This is a genomic window from Streptomyces kryoterrae (assembly GCF_054072135.1).
On record NZ_CM133358.1, the window covers coordinates 1,167,783 to 1,181,372 of the forward strand.

Annotated in this window: 13 protein-coding genes; 7 read left to right on the plus strand and 6 right to left on the minus strand. The window is 71.0% G+C overall.

What is annotated here, in order from left to right; translation table 11 throughout:
• Nucleotides 1–37: 37 nt before the first annotated feature.
• Nucleotides 38–1,072: a LacI family DNA-binding transcriptional regulator gene (locus ACW4TU_RS04805; protein ID WP_457424930.1), complete on the minus strand. Its 1,035-nt coding sequence runs from the start codon at nucleotides 1,070–1,072 to the stop codon at nucleotides 38–40.
• Nucleotides 1,073–1,371: 299 nt separating this feature from the next.
• Nucleotides 1,372–2,064: a TetR/AcrR family transcriptional regulator gene (locus ACW4TU_RS04810; protein ID WP_457424932.1), complete on the minus strand. Its 693-nt coding sequence runs from the start codon at nucleotides 2,062–2,064 to the stop codon at nucleotides 1,372–1,374.
• A 117-nt stretch (nucleotides 2,065–2,181) separates the two neighbouring features.
• Between ACW4TU_RS04810 and ACW4TU_RS04815 the strand changes: the two genes are divergently transcribed.
• Nucleotides 2,182–2,739 (plus strand): NADPH-dependent FMN reductase, encoded by a 558-nt coding sequence (locus ACW4TU_RS04815; RefSeq protein ID WP_457424934.1) that lies wholly within the window; start codon nucleotides 2,182–2,184, stop codon nucleotides 2,737–2,739.
• Nucleotides 2,740–2,808: 69 nt separating this feature from the next.
• Here ACW4TU_RS04815 and ACW4TU_RS04820 read toward each other — a convergent pair whose 3' ends face one another.
• The gene (locus tag ACW4TU_RS04820) at nucleotides 2,809–3,690 is read right to left on the minus strand and encodes an LLM class F420-dependent oxidoreductase (RefSeq protein WP_457424936.1); all 882 of its coding nucleotides are present in this window, start codon (nucleotides 3,688–3,690) and stop codon (nucleotides 2,809–2,811) included.
• Between the two features lie 69 nt (nucleotides 3,691–3,759).
• A complete protein-coding gene (locus ACW4TU_RS04825) occupies nucleotides 3,760–4,740 on the minus strand; it encodes a TerC family protein (RefSeq protein ID WP_457424938.1) in 981 nt (326 codons plus the stop codon).
• A gap of 259 nt (nucleotides 4,741–4,999) precedes the next feature.
• Here ACW4TU_RS04825 and ACW4TU_RS04830 point away from each other — a divergent pair, with 259 nt between their 5' ends.
• Together ACW4TU_RS04830 and ACW4TU_RS04835 are read left to right on the plus strand one after the other, a co-directional pair.
• Complete coding sequence (locus ACW4TU_RS04830; RefSeq protein WP_457424940.1) at nucleotides 5,000–5,974, plus strand: alpha/beta hydrolase; 975 nt, start codon at nucleotides 5,000–5,002, stop codon at nucleotides 5,972–5,974.
• A 231-nt stretch (nucleotides 5,975–6,205) separates the two neighbouring features.
• Complete coding sequence (locus ACW4TU_RS04835; RefSeq protein WP_457424942.1) at nucleotides 6,206–7,291, plus strand: helix-turn-helix domain-containing protein; 1,086 nt, start codon at nucleotides 6,206–6,208, stop codon at nucleotides 7,289–7,291.
• Nucleotides 7,292–7,302: 11 nt separating this feature from the next.
• Here ACW4TU_RS04835 and ACW4TU_RS04840 read toward each other — a convergent pair whose 3' ends face one another.
• A complete protein-coding gene (locus tag ACW4TU_RS04840; RefSeq protein ID WP_457424944.1) occupies nucleotides 7,303–8,691 on the minus strand; it encodes a glycoside hydrolase family 43 protein in 1,389 nt (462 codons plus the stop codon).
• A 267-nt stretch (nucleotides 8,692–8,958) separates the two neighbouring features.
• On the opposite strand from ACW4TU_RS04840, the gene ACW4TU_RS04845 reads away from it, so the two are divergent.
• The 4 genes from ACW4TU_RS04845 to ACW4TU_RS04860 all read left to right on the plus strand — a co-directional run bounded on the left by ACW4TU_RS04845 (nucleotide 8,959) and on the right by ACW4TU_RS04860 (nucleotide 12,759).
• The gene (locus tag ACW4TU_RS04845; protein WP_457424946.1) at nucleotides 8,959–10,401 is read left to right on the plus strand and encodes an amidase; all 1,443 of its coding nucleotides are present in this window, start codon (nucleotides 8,959–8,961) and stop codon (nucleotides 10,399–10,401) included.
• Nucleotides 10,402–10,410: 9 nt separating this feature from the next.
• A complete protein-coding gene (locus ACW4TU_RS04850; protein WP_239135298.1) occupies nucleotides 10,411–10,629 on the plus strand; it encodes a hypothetical protein in 219 nt (72 codons plus the stop codon).
• A 156-nt stretch (nucleotides 10,630–10,785) separates the two neighbouring features.
• Complete coding sequence (locus ACW4TU_RS04855; RefSeq protein WP_457424949.1) at nucleotides 10,786–12,273, plus strand: flotillin family protein; 1,488 nt, start codon at nucleotides 10,786–10,788, stop codon at nucleotides 12,271–12,273.
• Between the two features lie 39 nt (nucleotides 12,274–12,312).
• The gene (locus tag ACW4TU_RS04860; RefSeq protein ID WP_457424951.1) at nucleotides 12,313–12,759 is read left to right on the plus strand and encodes a type II toxin-antitoxin system PemK/MazF family toxin; all 447 of its coding nucleotides are present in this window, start codon (nucleotides 12,313–12,315) and stop codon (nucleotides 12,757–12,759) included.
• Between the two features lie 18 nt (nucleotides 12,760–12,777).
• Here the strand turns inward: ACW4TU_RS04860 and ACW4TU_RS04865 are convergent, their stop codons facing one another.
• Nucleotides 12,778–13,587, minus strand: a complete 810-nt coding sequence (locus tag ACW4TU_RS04865) for a TIGR02452 family protein (protein WP_457424953.1) — start codon at nucleotides 13,585–13,587, stop codon at nucleotides 12,778–12,780.
• Nucleotides 13,588–13,590: the final 3 nt, after the last annotated feature.

Sequence of the window (13,590 nt, forward strand, 5' to 3'; positions counted from 1 at the left end):
AACCGCGCCGCCCAAGTCGCCACGGGCGGACAGCGGATCAGCTGGAGTCGCGGTGGACGAGCGTCGCTCCGTGGACGTGGTGGGTCTCGGCGTCGGCGCCGGGGTTGCGCACGGCGCGGTCGACGAGTTCCGCGAGATCCCGGCCGGCCGGGAGTTCGATGTGCACCGTGCTCAGTCTGGGCCGCAGCAACCGGCCGAGGACCAGGTCGTCGGCACCGACCAGCGCCGTGTCGTCCGGGACGGAGACGCCCGCGTCCTGCAGGGCCCGCATCAGGAGCATCGCGTACTCGTCGTTGAACGCGAAGACGGCGTCCAGGCCGAGTTCGGGCCAGCGGGCGGCGAGCCGGGCCGCGGAGTCCTCCTCGTACGCCAGTGGCAGCACGGTCACCGAGGCGTCCGTGCCCTCCACCGCGCTGCGCACCCCGTCGAGGCGGGGCTTGGAGAAGACCTTCAGCCCGGGCTCCTCGGGCACGACGACGCCGATCCGGCGGCGGCCACTGGCGTAAAGGTGCGCGCCCGCTACGCGGCCGACTCCCGCGTGGTCGACGAGCAGGCTGTGCGCACCCGCGATGCGCTCGGCACCGAGCGTGACGACGGCCCGGGCGCCGGAGCGCTTGAGGACGGCCACACCCTCGGGTCCGATCCCGCCGACGGGCACGAGGACGGCGGCGGGCCGCAGCTCGGCCCAGGCCCGGGCGGCCTCGTCGCCGCGCAGGCCGACGGAGGCGTACTGGACGACGGTGTAGTCGAGACGGCTGAGCGCCCACTGGAGTTCGTTGATGAACTGGCTGTAGAGCGGGCCGATCGGCACGCTCGGCGCGGGCATCAGGACCATGCGGCTGTGTCCGGCCCGCAGACTGCGGGCCGCCGCGTGCGGAACGTACCCGAGTTCCTTCGCGGCCTCGTGGACGCGACGGCGGGTGGGTTCGCTGATCCGGACCGCACTGGTGTTGTTGAGGACGTAGGAGACGGTTGCGCGCGAGACGCCGGCCAGGCGTGCCACATCCGCGCTCGTGGGCACGGAGCGCGGCTGGGGTACCGCCGGGGCGGCCGAATTCGGTATCTGCACCATGACGTACGGCATCTTTGCAGAAGCTCGGGGCACGTTTTTGACCGGGGGAACTTCGCAATCGACCCGATAGCAAAGGCAGTTGACGAAAGCGGTTCGGGAAAGCGCTTTACTCGAACGCCTCAATAAGATCATTCCCAGCGGCCCGGGGCCTGTTGTACGACCACTTCACGGCCCTATTCCATACCGCCGCGCGCCGAACGCGCTTTCCGGACACCCTGCGTCAGGTCCCGGACAGGTGCGACCGGTTGACCAATCCCGCACGCCGGAGTGCGGCCGGCGCAGTTGGCCGAAACTCGCTCTCACCGCGCAGGCGTACCGCCCGCGATCCGGTCGACGAGGTCGATCCAGCCCGCCTCCAGCCGCGCCGGCGCCATCCCGCACTGCTTGGTCAGGTGATGGATGAGGGCCGGATCCAGATATCCCATCAGCGTTTTCGCGAGGAGTTCGCAGTCGGCACCCGGGATCGCCTGGCGCAGCAGCATGGTGACGTGGGCGGACAGCACCATGCGCGGTGCGGAAGCGAAGCGGCGGTCCGGTTCCCCCTCGGCGGCCAGTTGCAGTTCCAGTTCGTCGACGGCCCGGCGCAGCACCGCGACACCGAACGCGCGCAGCCGCTCCACGGGCGGCGCCCCTGGTCCGAGCGGCGGCGGACCGGCCAGGAAGGCGGCCTGGAGTTTCCGCTCCGAGTGGTCGAGCAGGGCCATCAGCAGACCGGTGCGGTCCCCGAAGCGCCGGAACACCGTCCCCTTGCCCACCTGCGCCGCGGCGGCCACCGCCTCCATCGTCACGCCGGCCGCGCCGAACTGCTCCACCAGCCGTGCGGCGGCTTCCAGCAGGCGGGCACGGTTGCGTGCGGCGTCGGCGCGCAGGCACGGCTCGTCGGCTCCGGCCTCGGGCTCGACATCGGCGCCGACTCCGCTGCCCAGTTCCAGCAGCAGGTGCTCGCCGGCCCCCCACTGGGGCGTCGGGAAGGGCGGCAGGGTGTCGGACATGAAGACAGCGTAACGCCTCGGAAGAAAACTGGACCGCGGTCCGTTTCACTGATAGAACTGCAAACGGACTTCGGTCCGGATCGTGACGACAACGTTTCAGCCCCTGTGGAGTCCTTTATGTCTGTTCGTATTCTCGCCCTCGTCGGCAGCCTTCGTGCCGGTTCCACCAACCGCCAGCTCGCCGAGGCGGCCGTGAAGCTCGCCCCCGAAGGCGCCGAGGTCGTGCTGTTCGAAGGCCTCGCCGACGTCCCGTTCTACAACGAGGACATCGACGTGGAGGGCAGCCTGGCGGCCCCCGTCGTCGCCCTGCGCGAGGCCGCCAACTCGGCCGACGCGCTGCTGCTCTTCTCGCCCGAGTACAACGGCACGATTCCGGCCGTCCTGAAGAACGCCATCGACTGGCTGTCCCGCCCGTACGGTGCCGGCGCCCTCACCGACAAGCCGCTCGCCGTGGTCGGCACCGCGTACGGCCAGTTCGGCGGCGTCTGGGCGCAGGACGAGGCCCGCAAGGCCGCCGGCATCGCCGGTGCCAAGGTTCTCGATGTCAAGCTCGCCATCCCCGGCTCGCTGGTCCGTTTCGCCGAGACGCACCCCTCCGACGACGCCGAGGTCGCCGCGCAGCTGACCGAGCTCATCGGCCTGCTCCACGCCGAGGTATCGCCCGCCGCCGCCTGATCGACGTACGCATGACGGAGGGCCGGAGCCGCGCAGGGCGGCTCCGGCCCTCCGTCATGTCCGCCGGCCTCAGCCCAGCTCGGCCGCGCGCCGCGCCGCCGGGGCCACGAACCGCTCGATCCACGCGGCGGGTTCACCCGTACGCGGTCCCAGCATGACCGTTTCGATGCCGAACTTGGCGTAGCCCTCGATGTCCCGGACGAAGCCGTCGACGTCGTTCTTCTCGGACGCGTCGCCCATGTAGAGAAGCGTCCTGGTGATGTCGTCGTACGGGCGTCCCACGCTGTCGCAGTGGCCGCGCAGGACGTCGAGCTTGTGCCCGATCTCGTCCGGAGTGCTCGCGAACAGGTTGCAGGCGTCCGCGTACTGGGCGACCAGGCGCAGGGTCTTGCGCTCTCCCCCGCCGCCGATCATGATCTCCGGGCGCGGTGAGCTGACAGGCGCCGGGACGCAGAGCGTCTCGGCGAGACGGTAGTGCGTGCCCTCGAAGGGCCCGTTGTTGTCCGGGTCCCACATCTGGAGGCAGATCCGCAGGGTCTCCTCCAGCCGCTCGAACCGCTCGGCCGTCGCCGGGTACGGCACCCCGAGCCCCGCGTGCTCACGGTCGTACCAGGCCGCCCCGATGCCGAGGGTGGCCCGGCCGCCGGAGAGCACGTCGAGCGTGGTGGCGATCTTGGCGAGCAGTCCGGGGTGGCGGTACGTCACACCGGTCACCAGCGCGCCGAGGCGGACCGTGGAGGTGTGGGCGGCGAGGAAGCCGAGGGTCGTGTAGGCCTCCAGCATGGGGTCCTCGGCGCCGCCGTTGAACTCCATCTGGAAGTAGTGGTCCATGACCGTGAGCCGGTGGACGCCCGCCGCCTCGGCCGCGGCGCCGGCTGCCGCCAGCTCGGGGCCGAGCGCGGGGCCGCCTCCGGGGTGGTTGAACCGATTGATGTGCACGCCGAGTCGCATGTCCGTCTCCGTTCGCCTGCATCCAGCGGTGTTCCGGGAACGACGCTAGTTCCTGGAGCGCACACGAAGTCAAGCCCGAAGCCGGGCCGCTTCGGCCTCCTCCTGCTTCTTCGACGCCCGCAGGCTCGTCACGGTCGTGACGGCCAGCACGAGGACGATGAAGCCGAGCGAGAAGGGGATGGAGATCTCCGGGACGTGGACGCCGGACTCGTGCAGCGCGTGCAGCACAAGTTTCACCCCGATGAAGCCGAGGATGATCGACAGGCCGTAGCTGAGGTGCACCAGCTTCTTCAGCAGGCCGCCGATGAGGAAGTACAGCTGGCGCAGGCCCATCAGGGCGAAGGCGTTCGCGGTGAAGACGATGTACGGGTCCTGGGTCAGCCCGTAGATGGCGGGGATGGAGTCGAGCGCGAACAGCACGTCCGTGGAGCCGATCGCGAGCATGACGACCATCATCGGCGTCATGATCCGCTTGCCGTTCTCCACGACGAAGAGTTTCGTACCGTGGTACCGGTCCGCGACGCCGAACCGTTTCTCGGCCATCTTCAGCAGCTTGTTCTCCTCGTACCCTTCGGCCCCCTCCTCGTGCGAGCCCTTCCTGGCGTCCTGGACCAGTTTCCAGGCGGTCCAGACGAGGAAGGCGCCGAAGATGTAGAACACCCACGAGAACGTGGAGATGATCGCCGCGCCCGCCGCGATGAACCCGGCGCGCAGCACGAGGGCGACCAGGACGCCGACCATCAGCACCCGCTGCTGGTATTGCGAGGGCACCGCGAACTTGCCCATGATCAGGACGAAGACGAAGAGGTTGTCGACGCTCAGCGACTTCTCGGTGATGTACCCGGCGAAGAACTCACCGGTGGGCTTGGATCCGCCGTAGACAGCCAGGCCGAGCCCGAACAGACAGGCGAGGACGACCCACACCACGGTCCAGGTGCCGGCCTCCTTCAGGGACACGTCGTGGGGTTTGCGGCCGATGAAGAAGTCGACGGCGACGAGGACGCACAGGCCGACGACGGTCAGCGTCCAGACGGCGAATGAGACGTTCACAGGTACTCCAGGGGAAGGGGGGCAATGGCAGCGTTGTCACCACCCGTGATCCTTTCCACCCCAATGCGGTGAACAAAGGTTCATCACCTGGCAAAATCCCCAGGTCAGTGACACAGGCATCGATTCGGTCGGGGCGGGGCCGACCGGATTACCCGCCGAATGGCGGGCAAGTCCCGCCGTACGGCGGTGTGCCGTAGCCCCGGGGACGCGCGGATCATCGCCGTACGAGCCGCCGCACGCAGCATGAGGAGCAGAGGCAATGACGCTTACGCCGCCCCCGTTCGACCCGGAACTCGCCGCCGTCCTGGAGATGATCAAGGACACGTTGCCGCCCGGGCTGACCATGGACGAGATCGAGGCCACCCGCAACGGACCCGGCATAGAGATGCTGGCGGACATGGACCTCACCCTGGACGGGGCCTTCGAGGTCGAGGACCGGGTCGTGCCAGGCCCCGAGAACGCGCCCGACATCTCGTTGCTGATCTGCCGGCCGGTCGCTCCGTCGGCCGACGGGCCGCTGCCGGTGATCTACCACGTCCACGGCGGCGGCATGGTGCTCGGCAACAACCGCGTCGGTGTGGACGGCCCGCTGAGATGGGGCAAGGAGCTCGGCGCGGTCGTGGTGTCCGTGGAGTACAGGCTGGCGCCGGAGCACCCGTACCCGGCGCCCGTCGACGACGTGTACGCCGGGCTGCTGTGGACCGCCGAACACGCCGGGGAGATCGGCGCCGACCCGGAGCGGATCGTCATCGCGGGCGCCAGCGCGGGCGGTGGTCTGACGGCCGCGCTGGCACTGCTGCTCAGGGACCGCAAGGGTCCGCGTCCCGTCGGCCAGCTGCTGATGTGCCCGATGCTCGACGACCGCAACGACACCCCGTCCACGCACCAGATGGCGGGCCTCGGGGTGTGGGACCGCACGGCCAACGACACGGGGTGGACCGCGTTGCTCGGCGAGCGGCGCGGCGGCCCGGACGTCTCCCCGTACGCCGCTCCGGCTCGCGCGACGGACCTGTCCGGCCTTCCCCCGGCCTTCCTCGACGTCGGCTCCGCCGAGACGTTCCGCGACGAGGTCGTCGCCTACGCCACGGGCCTGTGGCAGGCCGGCGGAGTCGCCGAGCTGCACGTATGGCCGGGCGGCTTCCACGGCTTCGACGGCTTCGCCCCCCAGGCGGCCCTCTCCCAGGCCTGCCAGTCGGCCCAGCTGGAGTGGCTGCGCAGGCTGCTCGCGGAGTAGGGCGGCTGGGGGGTCTGCGCCCCGTGGGGCACAGACCCCCCAGGGGCACGGGGAACTGCGCGAACAGCCCACACCGGGCCCGCGGCGGAACACTCAGCCACCAGCCCGCGAGGAGCATGGCCAGGGCCCGGGGGGGCGCCCCCCGGGGCGCGGGGAACTGCGCGAACAGCCCACACCGGGCCCGCGGCCAACGAACCGCACAACCTGCGGAGCAACTGGCACCATGGGGCCATGAAAGAGCTCGCGGGGCGGCTGACCGCGCTGGATCCGGATGCCGGCGCCGCTGTCCGGGTCATCGCCTACTTCGACCGGCTGGCCGAGCACCGGGCCGGCCTCGAAGCACTGGTGCGCGGGGCCGCCGTGCTGGCCGGGTGTCCGGCGCGGCTCGCCGACGCCGGGCGGCGGGTGCGTCTGCGCGTCGAGACCGACGGGCGCCGCCGGGACACGGACCAGCCGCCGGACCCCGCCTGGCCGTCCGCCTCGCTGTCGCCGGACGGTGCCCCGGCGCTGTGGCTGGAGCGGGCGGGAGCGCCCAGCGTCGTCGACGCGGTGATCCTGGAGCGCGCGGCGGCTGCCGCCCGGGACGTCCTGGACCGCACGCGCGGTCGCGCGCCGGCGGCCCCCGCCGACGACCCGGCACTCGTCGAGACCCTTCTCGACGCCACCGCACCGGAGCAGGCACGGCTGCACGCGGCCCGTCGGCTCGGCCTGGACCCGGCCGCCCCGGCCCACGCGATCGCGCCGTCGGTCGGTCCGCCCCGCGTTCTGGCCGCCACCGCACTGCGCGGATCGGCACCCGTCGAAGGCCGGCCGCCGGCCCCGGAGGACTCGGCCCGCGCCAGGCCGGCCGCCGCCGACACCGGACCTGCCGGCCTCGCCCTCCCGTCCGGCCGGGTCGGTGTCGGCCCCGCCGTGCCCGTGCTCGAACTGCCGGGCTCCTGGGCCGCCGCCCGCACCGCGCTCCGTTTCACCGCCGACGGCACCCCGCACGCCCCCGGGCCACGGGTCGTGTACGCCGACGAGCTCGGCGGTATCGGGCTGCTCGCCGAGCTCGTCGTACCGGGGGCGGATCCGCCGCCCGACGTACAGGCGCTGGAGGCCGCGGTCGCGGACGCGCCCTGGATGCTGACGACGCTGCACGCCGTCGCCTCGACGGCGAGCCTGCGGGGCGCCGCCGTCGAGGTCAACGTCCACCACTCCACGCTCCAGGACCGGTTGGGCCACGCCGAGGCGCTCCTCGGCTGGCCCGTCCGTACCCCCCAGGGCCGACTCAGGCTGCAACTGGCCCTGACCATGAGGCATTTGGGGCGCCCATAGCGGGACGGTGACTACGCCCAGGCCGTCACCGGCACGAACGAGCTGTCCTGCCGGAAGGTGTCCGTGCCGTCCGTCACGTCCACCCGCAACTGGTAGTTGTAGTGGCGCAGGAAGTAGCCCGGATAGTTGTACGACTCGAAGCGCACCGACCCCGACGCCGTGCCCGTCCGGGCGATGAACGTGGCGTCCTTCGCGAAGGTCGACGTACCGTCGTTGGCGTCGAAGCGGGCGCGGAAGTCCCAGTGGCGGAGGTAGTTGCCGGAGCTGTCGCGGAACGAGTAGCCGTTGCCGTCGGCCAGTCCCGCGACGACCGTGAAGGTGGACGCCTGCTTGAGCGCGGTGGTGCTGGAGCTGCTCACCACGGGGAGGTTGAGCAGGGAGGACTGCACCTGCCAGTACCGCGTCGAGTAGTTGACCGACTGGAAGGAGCGCGTGACGCCCTTCGACAGGGTCGGGCCGCCGCTGACCGTCTCCTTGACCACCGTGAAGTGACGGGCCGTTCCGGAGATCGAGGGCAGTGCCTTCGCGGCGGTCCAGGTGGCGAACGTGTCGTAGCTGTCGCTGTAGTAGTACTTCCCGTCGCCGTAGCCGTCGAAGAAGATCCGCCAGCCGCCGTTGTCGAGCTGGACCACGGACGGGCCTTCGCGGTAGCTGCCCCAGCCGGCCCAGTCGCCGGTCTTCGAGATGGTGTAGGGGCCGGCAAGGCTGGAGGCGGTGGCGTACTCGATGTACTTGGTCGTCTCGTTCTTCGGGAAGGCGTGGTACGTCGAACCGATCTTCACGATGCACGTGTCGATGTGGTTCGACCCGATGCCCGACAGGGCCACCGGTGAACTCCACGCCGTGAGCGCGGAGTTGGTCGCCTTCAGCAGGTAGGGCGTGAAGATCCACTCGTCGCTGGTGACCGAGCAGGACACGATGATGTTCACGCTGCCGTCGCTGTCGACGAACCACTCGGGTGCCCACGCGCGGGACAGGCCGGCGATCGGGACCGTGTAGTCGTACAGGAAGGTCCAGTTGACGCGATCCGAGCTGCGGGCGAAGCCGATGGTGGTGCTGGCGTCCTGCCAGGTGTGCGTGGTGTAGGTGACGTAGTAGTAGCCGTTGGTGTGCTTGAGGACGCTCGCGTCGCGGATGCGGTTGCTGGGCGGGGTGTAGGCCGAGGACTGCACGAGCCGGAAGTCGGTCGCGTCGTCGGACTGGTAGACGTTCACCGTGCCGTCGTTGCTGTTGAGGAACGGCACGATGGTGTAGCGCGTGGCGGAGCCGCTGGGCGGGGCCGCCGCGGCGGCGGTGCCGAGCAGTCCGGGCAGTTCGCCCAGGACGAGCGCCGAGGCGGGCAGGACGGCCAGCGCGCGCAGCAGGCTGCGGCGGGAGGGCGTGGGGCGGGGACTGGTCACGTGCGGCTCCTTGGTGATCCAACCGACGGCTCTCCGCGTTCGACATTGCGAACGCGGTTCGGTAAATCGGTCAGACCGTAAATCCGAGTCGTGCGCACGTCAATACTTCGGACACGCTCCGGACCTGTGAGTTTCTCTCCGGACGCGGCACATTCGATATCTCGCACCGCGCCGCCCCGTCAACGGTTACCGTGCGGTAGTGAAGCTGTGCAATCACTATGGGGAACACATCGACGCGGTGCGACGGTGTACGACGGAGGTGTCCGTATGACTGCCGAGCGTGCCCCCGGGCTCGTGGAGTGTGCCCGTGCGCTGGCCGACGGCGAGGTGACCTCGCGGACGCTCGTCGAGCAGGCCCTCGCCCGGATCGCGGCGACGCAGGGCACGCTCAACGCCTTCCGGATCGTGCGGGCCGAGGCCGCGCTCGCCGAGGCCGACGCGGCCGACCGGGAGCTGGCGGCCGGCCGGCGCCGGCCGCTGCTCGGCGTACCGGTGGCCGTGAAGGACGACACGGACGTGGCGGGCGAGCCGACCGCGTTCGGCTGCCGGGGCGAGTTCCCGCCGGTGCCCGAGGACGGCGAGGCGGTACGGCGGCTGCGCGCGGCCGGCGCCATCGTCGTCGGCAAGACCAACACCTGCGAGTTCGGCCAGTGGCCCTTCACCGAGGGCCCCGCCTTCGGCGCGACACGCAACCCCTGGCACCCCGGCCACACCCCGGGCGGCTCGTCCGGCGGTTCGGCCGCCGCCGTCGCCGCGGGCCTGGTCCCCGCCGCCCTCGGCTCGGACGGCGCCGGTTCGGTGCGCATCCCGGCCTCCTGGACCCAGCTGATCGGCATCAAACCGCAGCGCGGGCGCATCTCCACCTGGCCGCGCCCCGAGTCCTTCCACGGCATCACGGTCAACGGCACCCTGGCCCGTACGGTCGCGGACGCGGCCCTCCTCCTGGACGCGGCGAGCGGCAACCACGTACGGGATCCGCACCGACCGCCGACGATCAGCGCGTCCGAGGCGGCCGGCCGTGACCCCGGACGGCTGCGCATCGCCCTCTCGCTCACACCGCCGTTCACGGCGCTGCCCGCACGGCTGCAGCCCGACGTACGGGCCCGGGTCGTCCAACTCGCCGAGAAACTGGCCTCGTTGGGCCACACGGTCGAGGAGGCCGACCCGGCGTACGGGCAGATCGGGCTCACCTTCGTCCCCCGCGCCACCGCCGGCATCGCCGAGCGGGTCCGCGAGGCCCCGTACCCCGCGCTGCTCGACCGGCGCACCCGGAATTCCGCCCGGCTGGGCCGGCTGCTCGGCGGACCGCCGCTGCGACTGGCCCGGCGTGCGGAGTCCGCCCTGCACCGGCGGATCGGCGTCCTCTTCTCCTCGTACGACGTGATCCTGGCGCCGACCACGGCCGCTCCCCCGCCGCGCATCGGTGCGCTGCTGGAGCTGAACGGGCTGGCCACCGACCGCGCGATGATCGCCGCCTGCCCGTACGCCTGGCCGTGGAACGTGCTGGGCTGGCCCGGGGTGAACGTGCCGGCCGGGTTCGTGGGCGAGGGGCTGCCGGTGGGCGCCCAGTTGCTCGGTCCGGCGAACAGTGAGCCGCTGCTCGTCTCCCTGGCCGCGCAGTTGGAGGCCGACCTGCGCTGGCACGAGCGGTGGCCGCCGTTGCAACCCGCCGCCGACTCGACGGCGGCACAAGGGGGCTTGGGCCCGTAGGCTGTGACCATGGACGACGCGGCGATGGTCGGCTTGATGGGGCGGGTGACGGGCACGATCGGGCCGGGGCTGGTCGGCGAGGTGATCGTCCGGGTGCGCGGCGGCGCCGAGCACTTCCTGGCGTACGCCTCCGCGGCCCAGGATCGTATCGAGCGGGGGACGGTGGTCATGGTCGTCGAGTACCTGCCGCCACGCACCGTGTACGTCACCTCCGCGTACGACGGCTGAGCCCGGCGGACGTGCTGTCGTGGGGTCCGTACGTCTGCGGATGATCACGTGTGCGTCAAGCTTGCAACAAGGATTCCTCAGCCGCTGTACCCAGGCCTCGCACAGGAGCACCCTTGCGTCGTTCGGTGCCGAAAGGGCACCAGGCAAAGGGGGCGTATGCCGATGTTCGTCGGCGTCGTTGCGGGGGTCGCGGTAGTAGCCGTCCTCGCACTCATCGGTATTTTCAAGATGATGTGGCGGGTCGCTGAACCCAACGAGGCACTCATCATCTCCGGTTCCAAGCACAGGACCGAAGGCCTTGAGGCAGGCATGGGGTTCCGTATCGTCACCGGGCGGGGCACCCTTGTGCTGCCCGGGGTCCAGGCGGTGCGCAAGATCTCGCTCGACCTGAACGAGACCGAACTGCATGTGGACTGCGTGACCACCCAGGGCATTCCGCTCAAGGTGCGGGGCGTGGTCATCTTCAAGGTGGGCGACGACTTCGTGTCGATCGCCAACGCTGGCCGCCGTTTCCTCGACCAGCAGAAGATGATGGCCGAGCGCGTGCACAACGTGTTCGCCGGTCATCTCCGTTCCATCGTCGGCGGGTTGACCGTCGAGGAGATGATCCGCGACCGCGAGAAGCTCACCGGGCAGACCCGGGCCGCGTGCGGCACCGAGATGGAGAAGCTCGGCCTGATCGTCGACTCCCTCCAGATCCACGAGATCGAGGACCCGACCGGGTACATCAAGAACCTCGCCATGCCGCACGCCGCCGCCGTCCAGCGGGACGCGCGCATCGCGCAGGCCGAGGCGAACCGTCTCGCCACCGAGGCCGAGCAGAAGGCCGCGGCGCGGATGTCGGAGGCCACCCGGGACAGCGAGATCCTGCAGGCCGGATACCAGGCGGAGCGCGACAAGGCCGCGGCGAAGGCCCGGCAGGCCGGACCGCTCGCCGACGCCGCCGCCCGGCAGGACGTCGTCATCCAGGAGACACGCATCGCCGAACTCGACGCCCTGCGCCGGGAACAGCAGCTCCAGGCGGACGTCCGCAAGCCGGCCGACGCGCAGGCCTACGAGACGCGGGCGCGGGCCGAGGCCGAGCGTGACGCGCGTATCTCGGCGGCGCAGGCCAAGGCCAAGGAGACCGAGCTCGCGGCCCTGGCCGAGGCGAACCGGGTCAAGACGGCCGCGAACGCCGAGGCCGAGGCGACCAAGGCGCGGGGTGCGGCCGTCGCCATGTCGACGAGGGCCACCGGTGAGGCCGAGGCCGCCGCGTCCCAGGCCAAGGGCCTCGCCGCCGCCGAGGCGACGAGGGCGAAGGGGCTCGCGGAGGCGGAGACCATCAAGGCGCGGGCCGCCGCGCTCGCGGAGAACCAGGAAGCGGTGGTCGCCCAGCAACTCGCCGAGAACTGGCCGGAGATCGTGAAGGCCGGTGCGTCCGCGTTCGGCAGCGTGGACAACATGGTGGTGCTCAACGGTGCGGACGGCATGGCGGAGATGCTCGCCAAGGCGCTCACCATGGGCGGAACGGGGCTGGGGCTGGCACGGCAACTGCTCACGTCCATGAACCAGAACGGGCAGACACCGAACGGGACTTCGGCGCTGAACGGGCTGGCGGCGCCGACGGTTCAGAAGGTGCCGGTGGAGAAGAACGAGGGGTGATGCGGTGAGTCACGGGGCTCAGGCTCTAACGTGAGCCCCGTGACTGCCTTCACCGATGCCGATGTTCCGGGGCGTTATGGCCCCTCCGCCACCACCGAGGCCGATCCTCGCGACGTCGGGCGGGTGCGTACGGAGTACTCGCCCGCCCACGACGGCGATCCCGATCCGGGCGAGATCGTGTGGACCTGGGTGCCGTTCGAGGAGAACGACGGGCGGGGGAAGGACCGGCCCGTGCTCGTTGTCGCTCGTGAGGCCGCCGGGACCTTTCTCGCCGTGCAGTTGTCCAGCAAACGGCATGACGGGGACCGGGAGTGGGTTCCGATCGGGAGCGGGCCGTGGGATCGGACCGGCCGGGACTCGTGGGTCGACGTGGATCGGGTGCTGCGGCTGTTCGAGGACGGGATGCGGCGGGAGGCCTGTGCGTTGGACCGGATGCGGTTCAACTCCGTTGTGCGGCGGTTGCAAGAGCTGTACGGGTGGCGCTGAGGTCACAGCCCCGCACCCTTACGACGCGAAGGTACGTTCGAAAGCCGCCCTTGTTGTCGTGCCGGTCGTCCGGTCCAGGATCGCGAACACGACCTTCTCGAATCTGCCCTCGAAGCGGCCGGTCACCAGCAGGTCTCTGAACGTGGTCGCCACCGTCGCCGGGTCGTTCTGGAAGACTCCGCAGCCCCAGGCGCCCAGGACCAGGCGGCGGTAGCCCTCCGTGGCCGCCGTTTCGAGGACGCGTTCCGCGCGTGACGCCAGGGCCCGGGGGATGTCCGTCACCCGCTCGGGGGCCGTTCGCCGTACGACGCCCGCGTTCGGGGCCGCCGAGGTGAGGAAACCCGCCGTGTACGGATCGTCCAGGAGGCGGCCCCGGTCGTCGCGGAAGACCGGTACCCCGGGTGAGTGGATGACGCGGTCGGTGTAGAACGGGTCGCGGTGGGTGCGGTGGTGGTCGTAGAACTCGCGCACCTCCGTCAGGCAGGTGTACAGCGCGGAGGCCCGGCACAGGGCCTCTTCCTGGGCCTGGGCGCCGTTCAGGTAGCCGCCGCCCGGGTTGCGGGCCGAGGAGAAGTTCAGGACCGCCACCGGGCCGGGGAGGCGGCGGGCGGCCTCCAGGCTGCTCTCGCCGGTGACCTCGAAGGAGGTGTCCAGCGGTGAGGCCGCCACAGGGACGTCCAGCGGGCCCGGGCCGTAGAGTCGTGTGCCCGCCCGGGCGGCCTTGATCGCCGCGGCGAGTCGCACCTCGCGTCCGTCGGACGCGCGATAGGAACCGGCCGCGACGATCTCCTCCGTACCACGCGCGAGGTCGCGCAGGCGGGCGCTCATGGC